Source organism: Micromonospora sp. GCM10011542, from assembly GCF_042650685.1.
GTDB lineage: Bacteria > Actinomycetota > Actinomycetes > Mycobacteriales > Micromonosporaceae > Micromonospora.
The window spans coordinates 14166-33425 of record NZ_JBHSBO010000026.1 but is presented as its reverse complement, the minus strand read 5'-3'; the positions used below and the strand labels follow the sequence as shown (position 1 = coordinate 33425).

The following is a 19260-nucleotide window of genomic DNA, read 5'->3' as shown; positions in this document are numbered from 1 at the left end:
CGACGGCTCCCGGGGCATAGAACGGTGCAATGCTGACCATCCGCCGCGAAGAACCGGACGACGCCGAGGCGGTCGCCCGGGTGCACGTACACGGCTGGCAGGTGGGCTACGCCGGCATCGTGCCGGACGAGGTGCTCGGACGGCTCAACGTCGCGGCCTGGGCGCAGCGCCGACGCGACGTGGGCACCGCCGAGCCGGAGCACCCGTTCACCACCCTGCTCGGCGAGGTCGACGGGGTGCTCGCCGGCTTCACCACCTTCGGGCCGTACCGCCGCAACCAGGACCGCGACGACCTGGACCCGACGTTCGGCGAGGTGCTGGCGCTCTACGTCGAACCGGCGCGCTGGGGCGACGGGACCGCGGCCGCACTGCTGACCGCCGCCCGGGCCGGGCTCACCGAACGGGGCTGGACCGGGTACCGGCTGTGGGTGCTGGCGGAAAACCGGCGGGCCCGCCGGTTCTACGAGCGGGCCGGGCTGTCACCGGACGGTGAGCGGTCGACCTACCCGGTGCCGCTGGCCGGCGGGCGCCCGCCCGTCGGGTTGGTCGAGCTGCGGTACGCCGGCAGCCTCGACGGCTGACCCCGAGCCGGTCAGCCAGTGGCGCACCGGCAGGAACGCCAGCAGCGCCAGGCTGATCCAGACGTAGGCGTTGCTGCCGAGGAAGCCGTCGAACCCGCTGAAGTCCTTCTCCCAGGCCCAGACGGTCCGGCTGATCAGTAGGACGTACCCGACGAACGCGGCGGCCAGCAGGACCCGGCGGCGCCGGCCCTCGGCGGGCGCGGCCATCGCGTTGTCGACCAGCAGGATCAGGGCGGGCAGCAGCCAGACCAGGTGGTGCACCCAGGTCACCGGGCTGACCAGGCACATCACCGCGCCGGTCAGCGCCAGGCCGGTGGCCTCGTCGCCGGCCGCGACCGCGGCCCGGGAGCGCCAGGCCCAGAGCGCCAGGGTGCCGAGCACCAGCAGCAGCCAGGCCAGCGTGTTCGGGTGCTCCGGGTCGAGCCGGGCGACCACGCCCCGCAGGGACTGGTTGGAGACGAACGCCAGCTCGCCCACCCGGCCGGTGTTCCACAGTGCCTCGGTCCAGAACTCCCGGGAGGCGTCCGGAAAGAGCGCGCCGGCCAGCAGGGTCACTGCGGCGGCGGTCCCGCTGGCGGTCAGCGCGGCCCGCCACCGGCCGGTGACCAGCAGGTAGACGATGAAGATGCCAGGGGTCAGCTTGATCGCGGTGGCCAGCCCGATGCCGGCTCCGGCCCACCGGTTGCCGGCCGGCAGCAGTCGCAGCAGGTCCACCGCGACCAGGAAGAGCAGCAGCGTGTTGACCTGGCCGAAGTTGACCGTCTCCCGCATCGGCTCGAACGCGGCGACCAGGCAGAGCGCCACGGCGAGGGTGTACCAGCGGGTCCAGCCGGCCCGGCGGGCGATCGGGTCGACCAGCCACCAGATCAGCAGCGCGGTGGTGGTCACGCTGGCCAGGACGCTCACCACGATCGCGGCCGACCACGGCAGGTACGCCATCGGCAGCATGACCAGCGCGGCGAACGGCGGGTAGGTGAAGCCGTACTGCGTGCCCGGCTTGAGATAGTCGTAGATCTCCCCGCCGTCGTGCACCCACCAGGTCAACGCGCCGTAGTAGACCTTCAGGTCGAAGAATCCATGCCGGACGGCCGCCATCGACAGGAAGAGGGCGACCGCGACCGCGAGCCCGACCACGCCGCCGACCTGCCCGAGCGTCCTCCTGGCACCCTGCGCCACCGTCGCCTCCCTGGTTGTGCGTAGGCTTCCGTCCCATGGCTCTCGGGTACGTCCGCCCGGCGCGTCCCGAGGACGCCGGCGAGATCGCACGCATCCAGCTCGCGACCTGGCGGGTCGCGTACCGCCGGATCCTGCCCCGGCACGTGCTCGACAACCTGGACGAGGCGTTCCTCGCCCGGCGGTGGAGCGCTGCGGTGCTGGAGCCGCCCTCCGGCGCGCACCGGGTGCTGGTCGCCGTCGAACAGGCCGAGCAATCGTATCTGGTGGGCTTCGTCGCCTCCGGTCCGGCCGACGCGGAGGCGCTGGCCCCGGGCGAGCCGGCCGACGCGTTCGGCCCGGACGCGGCAGCGGTGACCGACCTGCTGGTCGAGCCGCGCTGGGGCCGGCGGGGGCACGGCAGCCGACTGCTGGCCGCAGCCGTCGACCTGTGGCGGGAAGACGGTTTCGCCCGGGCGGTGGCCTGGGCGTTCGACGGCGACGAGGCGACCCGCAAGTTCCTCACGAGCACCGGCTGGGAGCCCGACGGCGCGGCCCGGGCGCTGGACGTCGACGACATGCTGGTCCCCCAGGTGCGCCTGCACGTCGCCGTGCCGACCGAGCCCGTGCCGGACGACCGACCCGCCGACTGAGACTCCCCGCCCGGCGGCGCGTCGCAGCCGTCGGGGTGGGGATGTCGGACGGGTCGCCTACCGTCGGTCCCATGAGCTCAGCGACCGCGCCGGTGACGGCGCCGACCGCCGGCGACGACCGGCTGGAGCAGCACCGGGTCGAGCTGACCGGCTACTGCTACCGGATGCTCGGTTCGCTGTTCGACGCCGAGGACGCCGTGCAGGAGACGCTGCTGCGGGCCTGGCGCGGTCAGGGCGGCTTCGACGGGCGGTCCAGCCTGCGCACCTGGCTCTACCGCATCGCGACCAACGTCTGCCTGGACGTGCTGCGCGGGCGCGGCCGGCGGGCCCTGCCGATGGACCTGGGGCATGCGTCCGCGCCGGTCGCGGCGGCCATGGGCAGCCCCGAGTCCGGCTGGGTCGGGCCCGCACCGGACGCGGCCGTGCTGCCGACGGTCAGCGACCCGGCCGAGGTGGCGGTGGGGCGGGAGTCGGTCCGGTTGGCCTTCGTCGCCGCCCTGCAACACCTGCCGCCGCGCCAGCGGGCCGTGCTGATCCTGCGGGACGTGCTGCGCTGGCGGGCCGACGAGGTCGCCGAGCTGCTCGACGGCAGCGTCGCCGCCGTCAACAGCGCGCTGCAACGGGCCCGGGCCACCCTGGCCGGGCGGGACACCGCCGGGCCGGCCGATCCGCTCGACGAGGCGCACCGTGAGCTGCTGGAGCGCTACGTGCGGGTCTTCGAGCGCTACGACATCGACGGGCTGGTCGCGCTGCTACGTGAGGATGCGGTGCACAGCATGCCGCCGTACCGGATGTGGCTGTCCGGAGCGGCGGACATCGGCCGCTGGCTGGTCGGGCCGGGCTCCGCCTGCCGCGGCTCCCGACTGCTGCCGGTGTGGGCCAACGGCGGGCTGGCGCTGGCCCAGTTCCGCCCCGACCCGGCCGGCGGGCACCGGCCGTTCTCCATCCAGCTGCTGGAGGCCGCCGACGGTCGGATCACCCGGCTCACCCACTTCCTGGAGCCGGCGCTCTTCGCCCGGTTCGGCCTGCCCGAGCGGCTGCCCTGAGCACCCACCGATGAGTTCCGCGCCGACCGGTCGTCCACCCCTGTGACACCTACCGTCAGCAGGAGGGCGAGAACCATGCGGACAGCGAACCCCGGCGCCGGGCGTCGGGAGTGGGTCGGGCTGGCGGTGCTGGCCCTGCCCACCCTGCTGCTGGCGCTCGACCTGAGCGTGCTCTACCTGGCGCTGCCCCGCCTCAGCGCCGACCTGGACGCGGACAGCACCCAGCAGCTCTGGATCACCGACGCCTACGGCTTCCTGATCGCCGGCTTCCTGGTCACGATGGGCACCCTGGGCGACCGGGTGGGCCGTCGGCGCCTGCTGCTGATCGGAGCCGGCGCCTTCGCCGTGGTCTCGGTGGTTGCCGCCTACGCGCCGAACCCGCCGCTGCTGATCGCCGCCCGGGCGCTGCTCGGCGTCGCCGGGGCCACCCTGATGCCCTCCACGCTGGCCCTGATCAGCAACATGTTCCGGCTTCCGGCCCAGCGGGCGGTCGCGGTGGGAATCTGGATGAGCTGCTTCATGGGCGGCATGGCGGTCGGCCCGGTGATCGGCGGGGTGCTGTTGGAGAACTTCTGGTGGGGCTCGGCGTTCCTGCTCGGCGTGCCGGTGATGGCTCTGCTGCTGGTGACCGCGCCGCTGCTGCTGCCGGAATACCGCGACCCGCACCCCGGGCCGCTGGACGTGGTCAGCGTCGCGATGTCGCTGGCCACCATCCTGCCGGTGGTGTACGGCCTCAAGGAACTGGCCCGGCACGGCTGGCGTCCGCTGCCCGCGCTGGCGATCGTGGCCGGCATGCTGGTGGGGCTGCTCTTCGTCCGCAGGCAGCGCCGTTTGCCGCATCCGCTGCTGGACGTCGGCCTCTTCCGCAACCGCACATTCACCGCCGCCCTGCTGCTGTTCCTGCTCAACGGCCTGCTCATGGGCGGCACCTTCCTGCTGCTCAGCCAGTGGCTGCAACTGGTCGAAGGGCTTTCCCCGCTGCGCGCCGGGGTGCTGCTGGTACCGCAGGCGGTCGCCATGATCGGTGCGACCACGCTGGCCCCGCTGCTGGCCCGCCGGTTCCGGCCGGGGCACGTGATGGCAGTCGGGCAGCTGATCACGGCGGCCGGCTTCCTGCTGCTCAGCAGGGTGGAAGGCGACGCCGCTCTGCTGGTCGTGCTGGTCGCCTTCGTCGTCGCCTCGATCGGGATCGCGTTGCCGTCGGCGCTGATCACCGACCTGATCGTCGGCTCGGCACCGCCCGAGCGGGCCGGCTCGGCAGCGTCGCTCTCCGAGACCAGCGGAGAGTTCGGCATCGCCCTGGGCGTGGCGGTCCTGGGCAGTTTCAGCGCCGTCGTCTACCGCGCCGAGCTGGGCCCCGCGCTCCCCGCCGGCCTGCCCACCGGGGCGGCGGACCGGGCCCGGGACGGGCTGAGCGGGGCGGTGACGGTCGCCGGTGAGCTGCCCGGCGGGTTGGGGGCCGCGCTGGTCGACGCGGCCCGGAGCGCGTACACGAGCGGATTGAGCGTGACGGCGACCGCCGGTGCCGTTCTGCTGCTCGGGCTCGCCGTGCTGGCCGCGCTGGCGTTCCGGTCGGTGCCGCCCTATCCGCCGGCCGGCGCCGAGCCGGCGCACGATGAAGCACCGACGCCGGCCGGCGTGGCCCCGCTCTGACCATCGGATCACGACGATCGAGAAGGAGACCATCATGTTCCGGGACACCAAGGCGTTCAGCGGGTTCTCGGTGGACGACACCGACCGTGCCGAACGGTTCTACGCCGAGACGCTCGGCCTGCGGGTGACGCGGGACGAGGCGATGGGCGGGTTGCTGACCCTGCACATTGCCGGAGACCGGCCTGTCCTGGTCTACCCGAAGGCCGACCACTCCCCCGCGACCTACACCGTGCTCAATTTCCCGGTCGACGACATCGACCGGGCGGTCGACGAGCTGACCGCGCGAGGTGTGCGTTTCGCCCGCTACGACGGAATGCCGCAGGACGACAAGGGGATCATGCGCGGGCAGGGGCCGGCGATCGCCTGGTTCACCGACCCGGCCGGCAACGTCCTGTCCGTCCTCGCACAGCGCTGACCGGCGTGGCGGTCCCGCCCAGGTGGGGGGCCCGCCACACCTCTCGGTCAGCCCTTGTCCGAGCCGCCCCCTTCGCGAGGCGCCACAACTGCATGATCGGCGGGGTGGAACTCGGCGACCAGCTCGTCGTCCTCCAGGTCGCCCGTGGGGTGGAAGCCCAGGGAGCGGTAGAGGTTCGCGGCGGGGACGTTGTCGGGGTGGTACGAGAGTCGGACCGGGGCGCCGTCGCTCCGCTCGGTGAGCCAGGTGGTCAGGGTGAGCACGGTTGCCCGGCCGACGCCGCGGCCCTGCTCGGCGGCGTCGGTCACCATGCCGCCGATCCACCGCGACCCGTCGTCGTCCACGCCCCACATGACGTGCCCGACGACCGTCTCGTCGGCGTACACCGCGAGCGAGGTCCAGACGTCGCTGCGCAGCGAGAGCAGCAGGTACCGGGCCGCCAGCGCGGCCACGTACCTCCGCTGCCCGTCGTGCGGGGCGACGTCGGCCACCGCCCGCCAGTTGTCGTCGTCGACCGGTCGGAGGGTGACCCGCCGCCCGCCCCGGTCCAGGTGCCCCTTTTCGATCATCCGGCGCAGCCTAGAACCGACCCGCGACCCGGCGATCGATTATGCGCGACCTGCTCAGTCGAGCAGTGGGTCCAGCCCGATGGTGAGGCCGGGGCGGGTACGCACCGCGCGGACGGCCAGCAGCACCCCCGGCATGAACGACGCCCGGTCGTACGAGTCGTGCCGGATGGTCAACGTCTCCCCGGTGGTGCCGAAGAGCACCTCCTGGTGGGCGACCAGCCCGGTGGCGCGTACGGCGTGCACGCGCACCCCGTCGATGTCGGCGCCCCGCGCGCCCGGCACCTCGTCGGAGGTGGCGTCCGGCACCGGGCCGAGGCCGGCCTCGGCGCGGGCCCGGGCGATCTGCCGTGCGGTGTGCGTGGCGGTGCCACTCGGCGCGTCCAGCTTGCGCGGGTGGTGCTGCTCGATGATCTCGACCGACTCGAAGTGCCGGGCGGCCCGCGCGGCGAACTGCATCATCAGCACCGCGCCGATGCCGAAGTTCGGCGCGATGACCACGCCCACGCCGGGCTTGGCGGCCAGCCAGCCACGCACCTGCTCCAGCCGCTGCTCGGTGAACCCGGTGGTGCCGACCACCGCGTTGATGCCGTGGTCGATGCACCAGTGCAGGTTGTCCATGACGACGCCCGGCGTGGTGAAGTCGACGACCACCTCGGCGCCGGAGACGGCGGAAAGATCGTCACCCTGGTCGACCGTGGCCACGAGGTCCAGGCCGTCGGCGGCGTCGACCGCCCTGCACACCTCGGCGCCCATCCGGCCCCGGGCACCCAGCACGCCCACCCGCAGCGGCTCGACCGGGCTTCTGTCCTGCTCGTCAGTCACGGGGCACAACCTATCCCAATCGGGACGTGCGCCCCGTCCGGACCGGATCAGCCCACTACCCGGGGGACCGGCCGCCGGTGCGCGTTCAGCCCGCGGCGCTGAAGTCGCTCGCGCCGAACGGACCGACCACGGCGAGCGACATCGGCCGGCTGAGCAGCTCCGCGGCGAGGGTGTTCACGTCCGCCACGGTGACCGCGTCGACCCGCCGCAGCAGCTCGTCCACCGGCATCAGGTCGCCGTAGAGCAGCTCGCCCTTGGCCAGCCGGCTCATCCGCGAGCCGGTGTCCTCCAGGCCGAGCACGAACGAGCCCTTGCTCATCCCCTTGCCCCGGGCCACCTCGGCCTCGGTGAGCCCGTCCGCGGCCACCCGGGCCAGCTCGGCCCGGGTCAGCTCCAGCACCTCGTCCACCTTGCCCGGCGCGCAGCCGGCGTAGACGGCGAACAGGCCGCTGTCGGCGTACTGGCTGGCGTAGGAGTAGACCGAGTAGGCCAGACCGCGCTGCTCGCGGATCTCCTGGAACAACCGGCTGGACATGCCGCCGCCGAGGACGTTGTTGAGCACCCCGAGGGCGAAGCGCCGCTCGTCGAGGCGGTCGATGCCGGGGCAGCCGAGCAGCACGTGCGCCTGCTCCGTCTCCTTCGGCTCGACCAGGGTGGTGGCGGGCCGGGTGCGTACCGCCGGGGTGGCCGCGCGGTGCGGCGCCGGCCCGGCCGGGTCACTGTCCAGCGGGGTGCCGCGCACCGCCTGCCGGACCATCCTCACCACCGCGGCGTGGTCGAGGTTGCCGGCGGCGGCGATCACGATCTGCGGCGCGGTGTAGTGGCGCCGGTAGAAGCTCTGGATCTGCCGCCGGGTCATCGGCGTGACGGTCTCCTCGGTGCCGGAGATCAGCCGACCCAGCGGGTGGTCGCCGTAGACGGCCCGCGCGAAGAGGTCGTGCACCTCGTCACCGGGCTCGTCGTCGTGCATGGCGATCTCCTCCAGGATCACGCCGCGCTCGGTCTCCACGTCGGCCGGCTCCAGCAGGGAGTCGGCAACCAGGTCGCACATCACGTCGATCGCCAGCGGCAGGTCCTCGTCCAGCACGCGGGCGTAGTAGCAGGTGTATTCCTTCGTGGTGAAGGCGTTCGTCTCGCCGCCGACCGCCTCGATCCGTGAGGAGATCTCCAGCGCGGTCCGCTTGTGGGTGCCCTTGAAGAGCAGGTGCTCCAGGAAGTGCGCGGCACCGGCCTGCGTGCCGGTCTCGTCGCGGGAGCCGACCGCCACCCACACGCCGAAGGAGACGCTGCGCATCGCCGGGATCGCCTCGGTGAGCACGCGCAGGCCGCTGGGCAGCACGGTACGACGTACCGTGCCGCCCAGCGGGTCGTCACTGAGCGTGCGGGTCACCGCTCGGGCGGCACCGCCGGAGCGGGCCGTCCCGGTGTCCCGGGACGCGGCCACCCCCCGTCGATCCGGTGGAAACGGCGCACTGATGGCCCGACTCACGTACTGCTCCAGATCGACGAGGGGTGGGTGATGCGGTGGTACGGGGTCAGCTGTGCCGGGTCCGGCGGCGCGGACGCTCGCCGCCCTCGCCACCCTCGCCGCCGCCGCCTTCGCCGCCGCGCTCCGGGCCACGGCCGCCGCGGTCGCCGCCACGGTCACGGTCACCCCGGTCGCGCGGGCCCCGGTCGCCCCGGTCCCGGCTGGCCGGTCGGTCGCCGCCAGCGGCGGCGGCCTCACCGGCGGCGGGCGCCTCGGCGCCCTCCGGGCGGACCTTGTCCAGGTAGATCTTGCCGCGGGCGTCGATGTCGGCGATCTCGACCTCGACCCGGTCACCGACGTTGAGGAAGTCCTCGACGCGCTCGACCCGCTTGCCGTCGCCCACCTTGGAGATGTGCAGCAGGCCGTCACGGCCCGGCAGGAGCGAGATGAACGCACCGAACGCGGCGGTCTTGACCACCGTGCCGAGGAACCGCTCGCCCTGCTTCGGCAGGGTCGGGTTGGCGATGCCGTTGATCCGGTCCACCGCCGCCTGGGCCGACGGACCGTTGGTGGCCCCGACGTAGATCGTGCCGTCGTCCTCGATCGAGATCTCGGCGCCGGTCTCGTCCTGGATCGCGTTGATGGTCTGCCCCTTCGGGCCGATCACCATGCCGATCTTGTCCACCGGGATCTTGACGGTGGTGACCCGCGGCGCGTAGTCCGACATCGTGGCCGGAGCCTCGATCGCCGCCCGCATCACCTCGAGGATGGTCTGCCGGGCCTCGTTCGCCTGCTGAAGCGCGGCGGCGAGCACGTCCGACGGGATGCCGTTGAGCTTGGTGTCGAGCTGCAGCGCGGTGACGAACTCCGGCGTGCCGGCGACCTTGAAGTCCATGTCACCGAACGCGTCCTCGGCACCGAGGATGTCGGTCAGCGTCACGTACTGGGTCTTGCCGTCCACCTCGTCGGAGATGAGGCCCATCGCGATGCCGGCCACCGGCGCCTTGAGCGGCACACCGGCGGAGAGCAGCGCCAGGGTCGAGGCGCAGACCGAACCCATCGAGGTCGAGCCGTTGGAGCCGAGCGCCTCCGAGACCTGCCGGATGGCGTACGGGAACTCCTCGCGAGCCGGCAGCACCGGGATCAGCGCCCGCTCGGCCAGCGCGCCGTGGCCGATCTCGCGCCGCTTCGGCGAGCCGACCCGGCCGGTCTCACCGGTCGAGTACGGCGGGAAGTTGTAGTTGTGCATGTAGCGCTTGGACTTCTCGGGGGCGAGAGTGTCCAGCGACTGCTCCATGCGCAGCATGTTCAGCGTGGTGACGCCCAGGATCTGGGTCTCGCCCCGCTCGAACAGCGCCGAACCGTGCACCCGCGGCAGCACGCCGACCTCGGCGGTCAGCGGGCGGATGTCCCGCGGGCCGCGGCCGTCGATGCGGACCTGCTCACGCAGCACGCGGTTGCGGACCTCGGACTTGGTCAGCGAGCGAAACGCGGCGCTGACCTCCTTCTCCCGGCCCTCGAAGCGCGGGTTCAGCTCCTCGGCGACGCGGGCCTTGACCCGGTCCAGGGCCTCCTCGCGGTCGGCCTTGCCGGCGATGGTGAGCGCCTCGGCCACCTCGGTGCGTGCCAGGTCGGCCACGGCGTCGTACACGTCGTCCTGGTAGTCCAGGAAGACCGGGAACTCGGCGACCGGCTTGGCGGCCACCTCGGCCAGCTCGCTCTGCGCGCGGCACAGCTCGCGGATCGCCGGCTTGGCGGCCTCCAGGCCGCTGGCGACGATCTCCTCGGTCGGCGCGGTGGCGCCACCGGCGATGAGGGCCACCGCGTTCGGCGTGGCCTCGGCCTCGACCATCATGATCGCGACGTCACCGTCGGGCAGGGCGCGGCCGGCAACGACCATGTCGAAGGTGGCGCGGGCCAGCTCCTCCAGGGTCGGGAAGGCCACCCACTGGCCGTCGATGTGCGCGACCCGGGTCGCCCCGATCGGGCCGGAGAACGGCAGGCCGGAGAGCTTGGTCGACATCGAGGCCGCGTTGATCGCGACCACGTCGTACGGGTGCTGCGGGTCGAGCGCGAGGATGGTCTCGACGACCTGGACCTCGTTGCGCAGGCCCTTGACGAAGGACGGGCGCAGCGGCCGGTCGATCAGCCGGCAGGTGAGGATGGCGTCCTCGCTGGGCCGGCCCTCGCGGCGGAAGAACGAGCCGGGGATCCGGCCCGCGGCGTACATCCGCTCCTCGACGTCCACGGTCAGCGGGAAGAAGTCGAACTGCTCCTTCGGCTGCTTGCCGGCCGTGGTGGCGGAGAGGACGACCGTCTCGCCCAGCTGGGCGATGACGGAACCGGCGGCCTGACGGGCCAGCCGGCCGGTGGAGAACGTGATCTCGCGGGTGCCGAAGGACCCGTTGTCGATCACGGCGGTGCGGGATTCGGTGCCGAGGTTGGTCTCGGTCATGTGCGGTAGTGCTCCTTGTCGTCGGGGGCCCGCGACGCTCCGGAGCTGCTCAGACGGCCGGTCTTCGATCGAAGCGCCCGGGGCGCCGGCGTGCTGCCGGGACCCTCGGGGGCCACTACCGGAGACCGGTACGCTGAACGGCTCCCTGTCGGGTGGTCGCACAGCCCTGTGTCTCTGGTGGTACGGAACGGGGGAGCGGCCGTCCGGCCACTCCCCCGTCAGGTCATCGGCGCAGGCCGAGCCGCTCGATGAGCGACCGGTAGCGGGCGATGTCCTTCTTCTGCACGTAGTTGAGCAGCCGACGGCGCCGGCCGACCAGCAGCAGCAGCCCACGACGGCTGTGGTGGTCGTGCTTGTGCACCTTGAGGTGCTCGGTCAGCTCGGCGATCCGCTTGGTGAGGACCGCGACCTGGACCTCCGGCGAACCGGTGTCGCCCTCGGCGGTCGCGTACTCGGAGCGGATCTTGGCCTTGGCTTCCTGGTCGAGCGCCATGTTCTCCCTGTTTCGGTGGGTTGATCAATGAGTGTCCGTCGTTCCGGTGGACCGGAAACGGACCGGTACCTCGCACCCGCGGCGTCGAGCAGGCACGCGAGGCCCCACGCCGGTCACCCGACGTCCCCGCCAGACTACCAGCACCCGCCGGTAGCAACCGGTCAAGGGCCTCGGGGCGGGCGGACACGCCCCGCGCGATCAGCCCAGCGCGCGCCGGGTGCGCTCGACGTCCTGTTCCATCTGGGCGATCAGCGGTTCGATCGAGTCGTACCGGATCTGCCCGCGCAGGTGCGCCACGAAGTCCAGGGCCAGCCGCTCTCCGTAGAGGTCCCCGCTGAAGTCCAGCGCGTACGCCTCCACCCGTCGCTCCCGGCCGGAGAAGGTGGGGTTGGTGCCGACCGACACGGCCGCCATCAGCGGCTCGTGCTGCCCGCGGCGCATGAGCCGGGCGGCGTAGACGCCGTCGGCAGGCACCGCGGCGTACCGGTGGCAGAGCAGGTTGGCGGTCGGGAATCCCAGCTCCCGCCCCCGCTGGTCGCCGCGGACCACCACTCCCTCCAGCCGGTGCGGGCGACCCAGCGCGGCCGCCGCCGCGCCCACGTCACCGGCGTCGACGCAGGAGCGGATGTACGTCGAGGAGAAGACCGTCCCGTCCTCGGCCACCAGCGGGGCGCCCTCGACGCCGAAGCCGAAGGTGCGTCCCAGCCGCTCCAGGAGCCGCACGTCGCCGGCGGCCCGGTGCCCGAAGCGGAAGTTGCCGCCGACCACCACCAACGCGGCGTGCAGGTGCTCGACCAGGACGTCGTGCACGAACTCCTCGGCGGACAGCCGGGAGAACTCCGGCGTGAACGGCACCACGCAGAGCACGTCCACGCCGAGCGCCTCGATCAGCTCGGCCTTGCGGGCCGGCTCGGTGAGCACCGCCGGGTGCGAGCCGGGACGGACCACCTCGGCCGGGTGCGGGTCGAAGGTGACCACCACCGACTGCACGCCCAGCTCCCGGGCCCGGGCCACGGCGTGCCCGATGATCGCCTGGTGCCCCTTGTGCACGCCGTCGAAGACGCCGATGGTGACGACCGACCGTCCCCAACCGCCGGGCGCCGCGTCGTACCCCCGCCACCGCTGCATGCCGCTCCTCCCCTGAAGGAAGGGCCCCTTCTTAACGCCTCGTGCAGAGGAAGGGCCCCTTGTTAACACTGGCCTGGCAGTTCTTGCGCCGCCGGGCACACCCCGACAAACCTGCGCCCGCCGTCAGGCCGGGGCGAGCACGATCTCCGCGCGGGCCCGCCCGTCCCGCTCGCTGACGATAGCGATCAGCCCACCGTCCGGGCCGAAGACGGCGTACGGCCCGGCGATGCCGGCCGGGTCCAGCGGCCCGCCGTGGCCGAGCACCTTCGCCTCGTCGGGTGTGGCGTCGCGGCGCGGGAAGAACCGGTCGGCCGCCGCGTCCAGCGGCAGGTTGACCACCTCCGGCGCGCGTCGCTCCAGCTCGTCGAGGGTGGCGGCCTCGGCGAGGGCGAAGCCACCCACCGCGGTACGCCGCAGCGCGGTGAGGTGCCCGCCGACCCCGAGCGCCAGGCCCGCGTCGCGGGCGATGGCCCGGATGTACGTGCCGGAGGAGCAGGTCACGTCCACGTCCACGTCCACCACGTCCGGCTCGGTGCGGCGGATCGCCAGCACGTCCAGCCGGGAGATGGTGACCCGCCGGGCGGGCAGCTCGACGCTCTCCCCCTCGCGCACCCGCTTGTACGCCCGCTGACCGTTGATCTTGATGGCGCTGACCGCGCTGGGCACCTGCTCGACCTCACCGGTCAACGCGGCCAGCGCGGCCCGGATGCCGTCGTCGGTGACCAGACCGGCCGGGGTGGTGGCGATCACGTCGCCCTCGGCGTCGTCGGTGACGGTCGCCTGACCGAGCCGGATCGTGCCGGCGTAGCTCTTCGCGGCGCCGATCACGTAGGTCAGCAGCCGGGTGGCCCGGCCCACCCCGATCACCAGCACGCCGGTTGCCATCGGATCGAGGGTGCCGCCGTGCCCGACCCGCCGCGTCTTCGCCAGCCGGCGGATCCGCGCCACCACGTCGTGCGACGTCATGCCGCCGGGCTTGTCGACCACGATCAGACCATCGGTGCTCACGTCGGCCAAGCCTGCCAGACGCGGTGTCGCCGCTCGGCACCGCAGGGCAGCCCCGGCGTCCGGACGCCGTCGGTGCCGGCGCACACGACGGGGCACCGCGACAGCCGCCCGGGTGCGAAGATCACTCGCCGCGCCCCGCCGAACCAGGACGACAGATGACCAGCGCAGAACCCCCCACCCCGTCCGCCGCCCCGGACCCGTACGCCGTCGCCGCCGCGCCCGAGTCGATCCGGGTACCGGAGTGGATGCGGCAGCCGGAGACGGAACACACGCTGACCCGGCCGGAAAAGGTGCGGCTGCTCTGGGAGCGGCACGCCATGAAGCTGGTCGGCACCGCCGCCGGGGTGCTCGCCGTGGCGCTGCTGGGTGTGCTGGCCTGGAGCGGGTTCAGCCTCGTCCAGCGGACCCACGACGGGGTGCCGCTGCTGCCCGGACTGGCCAGCTCACCCTCGCCGGCGCCCCGGCCGGTCGACGACATGGGCAACAGCCTCGGCCCGTTCGTGGCCACCCCGGCGGAGAAATTCGCCGCGGGCGAGGAGGCCATCACCCTGCCCGCGGCCCGGGCCACCGCGCCGTTCACCGGAAAGCAGGTCGCCGACGCGCTGGCGAAGGTCCGGCAGGCGCTGATCCAGGGCCGGCTCGAACCGTCGATGCTGGGCGGCCGCCACGACGCGTTCCTCGCCCTGCTGGCGGCCGACGCACAGGACGACATCCGCAAGGAGTTCGGGACCGGCGACAACCTGGGTTACGCCACCCGGATCCTCGCCGACGCCGAGCCGCGCTGGGACTATCGGGACGACATCCGCGCCCAGGGCACGGTGACGTACCGATCGACCAAGGACCGGGACGGGGTCAGGGTGCTCGAGATCACCACACGGTTCATCTGGGTCTACTCCTTCGACCTGCCCCGCCCGCAGGCATACCCGCCGGGCAGCGAGCTGGTCACGCTGCGGGACCAGGTGGTCTGGCAGGTGCCGCATCCGGACGACGTCACCTCGTCCTCCCGCGGGCTCTGGGTGGACAGCGCGGACGTCACCGTGTTCAACGCCACCTGCGCGGCGATCGAGAAGGGCGCCATCGACCTGGACGTCGAGGACCGCCGGTTGGTCCCCGGCCCCCAGCCCACCGGCGACATCTACGACCCGGGCTGGCGTCCCGGGGATGGCGAGGACTGCTGACCGGCGTCAGCGGACGGCGCCGATGACCGCCCAGCCGCCGCTACGCAGCCGAAGCAGCAGGGCGACCAGCCGGATCACCACGAACAGGGTGAGCCCCGCCCAGATGCCGCCGAGCCCGAGATCGAGCCCGTAGGCCAGCCAGATCGACGGCAGGAAACCACCCAGCGCGGCGACGATGGTGAGGTTGCGCAGGTAGCGCACGTCGCCGGCGCCGATGAGCACCCCGTCGAGAGCGAACACCACCCCGGCCAGCGGTTGCATGGCGACGAACCAGGGCCAGGCCACCATCGCCTGCTCGCGTACCCCCTGATCGGAGCTGAACCAGCCGGGGACCACGCCGGCGCCCGCGGCGATCAGCAGCGCGAAGCCGACGCCGCACGCCCCACCGAGCAGCGCGATCCGGCGGGCCAGCGCCTTGGCGCCCGCCTGGTCGCCCGCGCCGAGCGCGGCGCCGACCAGCGACTGCGCGGCGATGGCCAGCGCGTCGAGCACCAGTGCGGTGAAGAACCACAGTTGCAGGGCGATCTGGTGGGCACCCACGGCGGTGGCGCCGAACCGGGCCGCGACCGCGGTCGCGGAGAGGAAGCTGGCCTGGAACGCGACGCCACGGATCAGCAGGTCCCGGCTGAGCACCAGTTGCTGGCGGATCAGCCGGGGCCGGGCGCGCAGCGACACCCGCTCGGCGACGAGCGCCGCGGCGAAGAGACCACCGGAGATCGTCTGGGCGACCGCGTTGGCCACCGCCGAACCGGTGAGACCCAACCCGGCCGGATAGACCAGCAGCGGGCAGAGCAGCGCGGAGAGCAGGTTGGGGCCGAGCACGAAGACCAGCGGGCGGCGGGTGTCCTGCACGCCGCGCAACCAGCCGTTGCCGGCGGCGGCGAGCAGCAGCCCGGGGGCGCCCAGCGCCGCGATCCGCAGCCACTGCCCGGCGGCGTCGGCCACCTCGCCCCCACCCCCGGCGAGGGTACGGGCCAGCGCTCCCCCGCCAAGCTGCATGCCGATGGCGACCAGCAGCCCGACGCCGAACGCCAGCCAGGACGCCTGGACTCCCTCGGCGACCGCGGCGGCCCGGTCACCCGAGCCGAAGCGGCGGGCCGAGCGGCCGGTGGTGCCGTAGGCGACCACGGTGCCGAGCCAGGCGGTGAGGGTCATGACCGTGCCACCCACGGCGAGCGCGGCCAGCGGCACCCGGCCGAGATGCCCGACGACGGCCGTGTCGACCAGCACGTAGAGCGGCTCGGCGGCGAGCACGACGAGAGCCGGCAGGGCGAGCGCGGCGATCCGGCGCGGCGAAGCGGGCCGGTCGGTGGTGGCGGCGGTCTGACTCATCGCCGCCGATCCTGGCACGGAGTCGGTAAGGATCGCAAGGCCACCGCAGGCTTACCGAGCGGATCGGGGCGGGCAGTGGCCGGGACCACCGTCCCGGCGGAAGTCAGGAACGGCCCGGGTGGGTCAGAGCGAGGACGCCGGGTGGGCGGTGACGCTGTCGGCGGGGACCGTCGGCGGCGTCACCGCCGGGCGACTCGGGTCACTGGCGGGTGTCCATCGAGGTCTGCAGGGCGCGGCGAGCCTGCTCGCGGGCGTCGTCGGTGGTCTCGGGCTTGGGCTTGCTCGGCATGGTGGTGTCCCTTCCAGGGTGCGAGCCACCGCTGAGGCGGCGGCCCTCACGGGCGGTCGTGCGCGGCGCCCACGGCGGTCCGGGATCACCGGAGCGGCCGGCTGGGCAACGTGAGCCCGGGTCGGTCCGACCCTGGAGGGAGGCGGCGCCGGGTGTGGCACCACCGCCCACGACCTGCGCCGCCTGCGGCGCCGGCCGCCTCCCAAGCTATCGTTCAGGTCCACATGCTGCCCATGGTTCCCGCCATCTGGACAGGCGGTGACCCGACTCAGCGGGCCAGGAGGTGCCAGCCCAGCCACCACCAGAAGCCGAAGAGTCCGATCCGGCCCACCGGCACCGACCCCACCTCGTAGCGCATCACGTACGCGCAGACCTCGCCGAGGGTCGGCACCCGGGAACCCTCCCGGCGGGCCAGCCACTCGACCAGACCGAACAGGGCCAGCGCGGCGAGGAAACCACCGATGGCAAGTGCTCGCATCATCGCCGCACCAACCCCCAGAACGCGGCCAGCCAGGCGAACCAGACCGTCGACCGGATGAGCCGGTCCTCGAGGAGGGGATCGGCCAGCCGGGAGAAGGTGGGAAAGTCGTCGCCCGCCGCCAGCACGAACGTCGTCCCCTCGAAGACCCCGAAGACCACCACCGGCAGCGCCCACCAGGCCGCGCCGGCGCCCAGCCGTCGTGGCGCCGGCCGGCGCGGCACCCGGTTGCTCAGACCGAGCCAGATCAGCACTCCGCCGGTGCCGAGGGTGTACAGGTTGGCTTCGGTGGAGAACGATGCGAACCGGCCACCGACCAGCGAAAGACAGACGAGCACGGGCACGGAGACGGCGGGCCGGTCCCAGGCCCGGGGCGCCTCCACGGTGAGATCGTGCGGCTGCTCCATCCCGCAATTCTCCCCGGCCTCACGGAGCGCGGGAAGGCCGACACTCCCCGGAGCTGACCCTGATCTTCGGCGCTCACCGGGCACCGACGGAGACCCGCGCGGCGGTCAGTCGCCGGGACGGATCAGAGCCGCGTCGAGCTGGCCCCGGATGCCCTCGACCACCTGCTCGACGGTGCCCCGCCCGGTGAAGCCGGCCGCGAACCGGTGCCCGCCGCCGCCCAGCGCGACCGCCACCCGGCTCACGTCCACGGCACCCTTGCTGCGCATCGAGACGGCCCACTCGCCGGGCGCGGTCTGCTTCACCACGCAGCTCACGTCCGCCTCGGCGGTGCACCGCACCGAGTCGATCAGCGCCTCCAGGACGTACGGCCGCTGGTCGTGCCGGGCCAGGTCGTCCAGGGTCGCGTAGGTCCAGACCAAGCCCCGACGGTCGGCCGCCGCCGGCTCCAGCCGAGCCCGACCGAGCACCTCGCCGAAGAGCCGGACCGCACCGAAGGGTCGGGTGTCGAAGACCCGCCGGGAGATGTCACCGGGACGGATCCCGGTGCCGAGCAGCCGGGCGGCCAACTGGTGCACCGCCGGGGTGGTCGCCTCGAACCGGAACGAGCCGGTGTCCGTGGTCAACGCCACGTACAGGCACTCCGCGATCGCTGCATCCAGCCCGACGCCGAGGCGGGCCAGCAGGTGCTCGGCCACCACCGAGGTCGCCGCAGCGGCCGGATCGACCAGGTTGACCCGACCGAAGCCGGTGTTGGAGGCGTGATGGTCGAGCACCAACGCGGCCCCCGCCGACGACAACCGGTCGGCCAGTTCGCCGAGCCGCGACTCGCTCGCCGCGTCGAAGCAGATCACCAGATCCGGGGCCGGGTCCGCGGCACCCGCCGGGACCAGCAGCTCCAGCCCGGGCAGCCCGCGGAACGGCTCGGGCACCTCCGGCGGCCCGGGAAAGGTCGCCTGCAACCGTCGTACGCCGAGCCGGCGCAGGCCCAGGCCGAAGCCGAGCATGCTGCCCAACGCGTCGCCGTCCGGGTTGACGTGACAGATCAGCAGCACCCGGGCGTCCGGCGACAGACCGCGGATGAGCGCCTCCGCCGCGGCCCAGTCCGCCTCCTCGGGGCCGGAGCCGACCGCGGTCGCGAGTTGGCCGCCGGCGGTGCCGGTCACCGCGCTTCCCCACCCCGGGGCGTATTCGTCTCGGGGACGTCGACGTCGGCGACCTCGTCGGCCTCGTCCGTCTCGTCCTCCAGCCGGTACGGCTGGGCGTCACCCGCGTACGCCGCCCGGGCGGCGAGCCGCTGCACCTCGGCGTCGGCGTTGCGGGCCGCGGCGAGCAGGTCGTCGATGTGCTTGACCTGGTCCTGCACGTCGTCGAGGACGAAGGTGAGGGTCGGCGAGTGCCGCAGCCCGAGCGCCTTGCCCACCGTGCTGCGCAGCAGCCCCTTGGCGCTCTCCAGCGCCGCCGCGGTGTCCGCCTGGGCCGTGGCGTCACCGAGCACCGTGTAGAAGACCGTCGCGTCGCGCAGGTCGGCGGTGATCCGGGCGTCGGTGATGGTGATCATGCCGAGCCGCGGGTCCTTGATCTGGCTCCGCACCACCGACGCGACCAGCTCACGCACCCGTTCCGCGTGCCGGCGTACCTTGGCCGGATCAGACATCTCGCCACCTCCACGGCGTCCTGCTCCCGGGCGGCCCGGCGACCCGGGGGCCGCCGGCCGACCGGCCAACATCTCGAACATTACCTGCGCGGCCGGGCCGTTCGTCCGGCACAGCCACCACCACCGCCGCCGGCGGGGCTACCCGCCGGTCAGTCGTCCGCGCCGTGCAACCGGCGCCGGACGGACAGCAGCTCCACCTCGGGGCGGGCGGCCACCAGACGCTCGCACGAGTCCAGCACCTCCTGGACGTGCGCCGCCTCGGCGGCCACCACGGCCACCGCTATCTCGGCTCGACCTTGCAGGTCGAGCGCGCCCACCTCGGCGGCCGACACCTCGAAGCGGCGCAGCGCCGCCACGATCGGCCGTACATATGATCTCTTGGCCTTGAGCGACCTGGAGTCGCCCGGCAGCAGCAGGTCGAAGACCGCGGTTCCCGTGAACATCGCCCCGGACGATACCCGCTACCGGCCCCGCATGA

General features: G+C 73.3%; 20 protein-coding genes. 6 read left to right on the top strand and 14 right to left on the bottom strand.

Going from position 1 to position 19260, the window contains the following annotated elements:
- The first annotated feature begins 29 nt into the window (after window positions 1–29).
- Window positions 30–581 carry a GNAT family N-acetyltransferase gene (locus tag ACFOW4_RS08930; RefSeq protein WP_377526181.1) on the top strand — a complete coding sequence of 184 codons (552 nt, stop codon included), beginning with the start codon at window positions 30–32 and terminating at the stop codon, window positions 579–581.
- On the opposite strand, the gene ACFOW4_RS08925 is transcribed toward ACFOW4_RS08930, so the two are convergent.
- The gene (locus ACFOW4_RS08925) at window positions 480–1757 is read right to left on the bottom strand and encodes a glycosyltransferase 87 family protein (RefSeq protein ID WP_377526179.1); all 1278 of its coding nucleotides are present in this window, start codon (window positions 1755–1757) and stop codon (window positions 480–482) included. The two genes, ACFOW4_RS08930 and ACFOW4_RS08925, sit on opposite strands and share 102 nt — an antisense overlap.
- 35 nt (window positions 1758–1792) lie before the next feature.
- Here ACFOW4_RS08925 and ACFOW4_RS08920 point away from each other — a divergent pair, with 35 nt between their 5' ends.
- The 4 genes from ACFOW4_RS08920 (at window position 1793) to ACFOW4_RS08905 (ending at window position 5500) form a co-directional block, all read left to right on the top strand.
- Window positions 1793–2386, top strand: coding sequence for a GNAT family N-acetyltransferase (locus tag ACFOW4_RS08920; RefSeq protein WP_377526178.1), 594 nt, complete (start codon window positions 1793–1795; stop codon window positions 2384–2386).
- Window positions 2387–2457: 71 nt separating this feature from the next.
- The gene (locus tag ACFOW4_RS08915) at window positions 2458–3432 is read left to right on the top strand and encodes a sigma-70 family RNA polymerase sigma factor (protein ID WP_377526176.1); all 975 of its coding nucleotides are present in this window, start codon (window positions 2458–2460) and stop codon (window positions 3430–3432) included.
- Between the two features lie 75 nt (window positions 3433–3507).
- On the top strand, window positions 3508–5085 hold the full coding sequence (locus ACFOW4_RS08910) for an MFS transporter (RefSeq protein ID WP_377526175.1): 1578 nt from the start codon (window positions 3508–3510) through the stop codon (window positions 5083–5085).
- A 34-nt stretch (window positions 5086–5119) separates the two neighbouring features.
- Window positions 5120–5500, top strand: coding sequence for a VOC family protein (locus tag ACFOW4_RS08905; protein ID WP_377526173.1), 381 nt, complete (start codon window positions 5120–5122; stop codon window positions 5498–5500).
- A gap of 47 nt (window positions 5501–5547) precedes the next feature.
- Here ACFOW4_RS08905 and ACFOW4_RS08900 read toward each other — a convergent pair whose 3' ends face one another.
- The 7 genes from ACFOW4_RS08900 to truB all read right to left on the bottom strand — a co-directional run bounded on the left by ACFOW4_RS08900 (window position 5548) and on the right by truB (window position 13443).
- Entirely contained in the window at window positions 5548–6069 is a 522-nt protein-coding gene (locus tag ACFOW4_RS08900) for a GNAT family N-acetyltransferase (RefSeq protein WP_377526172.1), read from the bottom strand.
- 54 nt (window positions 6070–6123) lie between these two features.
- Window positions 6124–6891, bottom strand: a complete 768-nt coding sequence (gene dapB / locus ACFOW4_RS08895; protein ID WP_377526170.1) for a 4-hydroxy-tetrahydrodipicolinate reductase — start codon at window positions 6889–6891, stop codon at window positions 6124–6126.
- 85 nt (window positions 6892–6976) lie between these two features.
- Window positions 6977–8380, bottom strand: coding sequence for a M16 family metallopeptidase (locus tag ACFOW4_RS08890; protein WP_377526169.1), 1404 nt, complete (start codon window positions 8378–8380; stop codon window positions 6977–6979).
- 46 nt (window positions 8381–8426) lie between these two features.
- The gene (locus ACFOW4_RS08885) at window positions 8427–10814 is read right to left on the bottom strand and encodes a polyribonucleotide nucleotidyltransferase (protein ID WP_377526167.1); all 2388 of its coding nucleotides are present in this window, start codon (window positions 10812–10814) and stop codon (window positions 8427–8429) included.
- A 223-nt stretch (window positions 10815–11037) separates the two neighbouring features.
- Entirely contained in the window at window positions 11038–11307 is a 270-nt protein-coding gene (gene rpsO / locus ACFOW4_RS08880; RefSeq protein WP_377526166.1) for a 30S ribosomal protein S15, read from the bottom strand.
- A 198-nt stretch (window positions 11308–11505) separates the two neighbouring features.
- On the bottom strand, window positions 11506–12435 hold the full coding sequence (locus ACFOW4_RS08875) for a bifunctional riboflavin kinase/FAD synthetase (protein ID WP_377526164.1): 930 nt from the start codon (window positions 12433–12435) through the stop codon (window positions 11506–11508).
- A gap of 123 nt (window positions 12436–12558) precedes the next feature.
- Window positions 12559–13443, bottom strand: a complete 885-nt coding sequence (gene truB / locus ACFOW4_RS08870) for a tRNA pseudouridine(55) synthase TruB (RefSeq protein ID WP_377526163.1) — start codon at window positions 13441–13443, stop codon at window positions 12559–12561.
- A 155-nt stretch (window positions 13444–13598) separates the two neighbouring features.
- Between truB and ACFOW4_RS08865 the strand changes: the two genes are divergently transcribed.
- Complete coding sequence (locus tag ACFOW4_RS08865; protein ID WP_377526162.1) at window positions 13599–14621, top strand: hypothetical protein; 1023 nt, start codon at window positions 13599–13601, stop codon at window positions 14619–14621.
- Window positions 14622–14627: 6 nt separating this feature from the next.
- On the opposite strand, the gene ACFOW4_RS08860 is transcribed toward ACFOW4_RS08865, so the two are convergent.
- The 6 genes from ACFOW4_RS08860 to ACFOW4_RS08835 form a co-directional block, all read right to left on the bottom strand.
- Window positions 14628–15953, bottom strand: a complete 1326-nt coding sequence (locus ACFOW4_RS08860) for an MATE family efflux transporter (RefSeq protein WP_377526160.1) — start codon at window positions 15951–15953, stop codon at window positions 14628–14630.
- A 557-nt stretch (window positions 15954–16510) separates the two neighbouring features.
- Complete coding sequence (locus tag ACFOW4_RS08855) at window positions 16511–16720, bottom strand: DUF6186 family protein (RefSeq protein ID WP_377526210.1); 210 nt, start codon at window positions 16718–16720, stop codon at window positions 16511–16513.
- Window positions 16720–17127 carry a hypothetical protein gene (locus ACFOW4_RS08850; RefSeq protein ID WP_377526159.1) on the bottom strand — a complete coding sequence of 136 codons (408 nt, stop codon included), beginning with the start codon at window positions 17125–17127 and terminating at the stop codon, window positions 16720–16722. The genes ACFOW4_RS08855 and ACFOW4_RS08850 overlap by 1 nt, the downstream gene beginning before the upstream one ends.
- Window positions 17128–17232: 105 nt before the next feature.
- Complete coding sequence (locus ACFOW4_RS08845) at window positions 17233–18291, bottom strand: bifunctional oligoribonuclease/PAP phosphatase NrnA (RefSeq protein WP_377526157.1); 1059 nt, start codon at window positions 18289–18291, stop codon at window positions 17233–17235.
- The gene (gene rbfA / locus ACFOW4_RS08840; RefSeq protein WP_377526156.1) at window positions 18288–18782 is read right to left on the bottom strand and encodes a 30S ribosome-binding factor RbfA; all 495 of its coding nucleotides are present in this window, start codon (window positions 18780–18782) and stop codon (window positions 18288–18290) included. The genes ACFOW4_RS08845 and rbfA overlap by 4 nt, the downstream gene beginning before the upstream one ends.
- A gap of 149 nt (window positions 18783–18931) precedes the next feature.
- A complete protein-coding gene (locus tag ACFOW4_RS08835; RefSeq protein ID WP_377526154.1) occupies window positions 18932–19225 on the bottom strand; it encodes a DUF503 domain-containing protein in 294 nt (97 codons plus the stop codon).
- Window positions 19226–19260 lie beyond the last annotated feature (35 nt).

Bases quoted from the DNA above. Each gene is read 5' to 3' on its own strand.
- ACFOW4_RS08900 (WP_377526172.1), bottom strand. From the start codon at position 6,069: ATGATCGAAAAGGGGCACCTGGACCGGGGCGGGCGGCGGGTCACCCTC.
- ACFOW4_RS08920 (WP_377526178.1), top strand. From the start codon at position 1,793: ATGGCTCTCGGGTACGTCCGCCCGGCGCGTCCCGAGGACGCCGGCGAG.
- ACFOW4_RS08910 (WP_377526175.1), top strand. From the start codon at position 3,508: ATGCGGACAGCGAACCCCGGCGCCGGGCGTCGGGAGTGGGTCGGGCTG.
- ACFOW4_RS08865 (WP_377526162.1), top strand. From the start codon at position 13,599: ATGACCAGCGCAGAACCCCCCACCCCGTCCGCCGCCCCGGACCCGTAC.
- ACFOW4_RS08835 (WP_377526154.1), bottom strand. From the start codon at position 19,225: ATGTTCACGGGAACCGCGGTCTTCGACCTGCTGCTGCCGGGCGACTCC.
- ACFOW4_RS08915 (WP_377526176.1), top strand. From the start codon at position 2,458: ATGAGCTCAGCGACCGCGCCGGTGACGGCGCCGACCGCCGGCGACGAC.
- ACFOW4_RS08855 (WP_377526210.1), bottom strand. From the start codon at position 16,720: ATGCGAGCACTTGCCATCGGTGGTTTCCTCGCCGCGCTGGCCCTGTTC.
- ACFOW4_RS08860 (WP_377526160.1), bottom strand. From the start codon at position 15,953: ATGAGTCAGACCGCCGCCACCACCGACCGGCCCGCTTCGCCGCGCCGG.
- rbfA (WP_377526156.1), bottom strand. From the start codon at position 18,782: ATGTCTGATCCGGCCAAGGTACGCCGGCACGCGGAACGGGTGCGTGAG.
- ACFOW4_RS08905 (WP_377526173.1), top strand. From the start codon at position 5,120: ATGTTCCGGGACACCAAGGCGTTCAGCGGGTTCTCGGTGGACGACACC.
- ACFOW4_RS08850 (WP_377526159.1), bottom strand. From the start codon at position 17,127: ATGGAGCAGCCGCACGATCTCACCGTGGAGGCGCCCCGGGCCTGGGAC.
- ACFOW4_RS08885 (WP_377526167.1), bottom strand. From the start codon at position 10,814: ATGACCGAGACCAACCTCGGCACCGAATCCCGCACCGCCGTGATCGAC.
- ACFOW4_RS08875 (WP_377526164.1), bottom strand. From the start codon at position 12,435: ATGCAGCGGTGGCGGGGGTACGACGCGGCGCCCGGCGGTTGGGGACGG.
- rpsO (WP_377526166.1), bottom strand. From the start codon at position 11,307: ATGGCGCTCGACCAGGAAGCCAAGGCCAAGATCCGCTCCGAGTACGCG.
- ACFOW4_RS08930 (WP_377526181.1), top strand. From the start codon at position 30: ATGCTGACCATCCGCCGCGAAGAACCGGACGACGCCGAGGCGGTCGCC.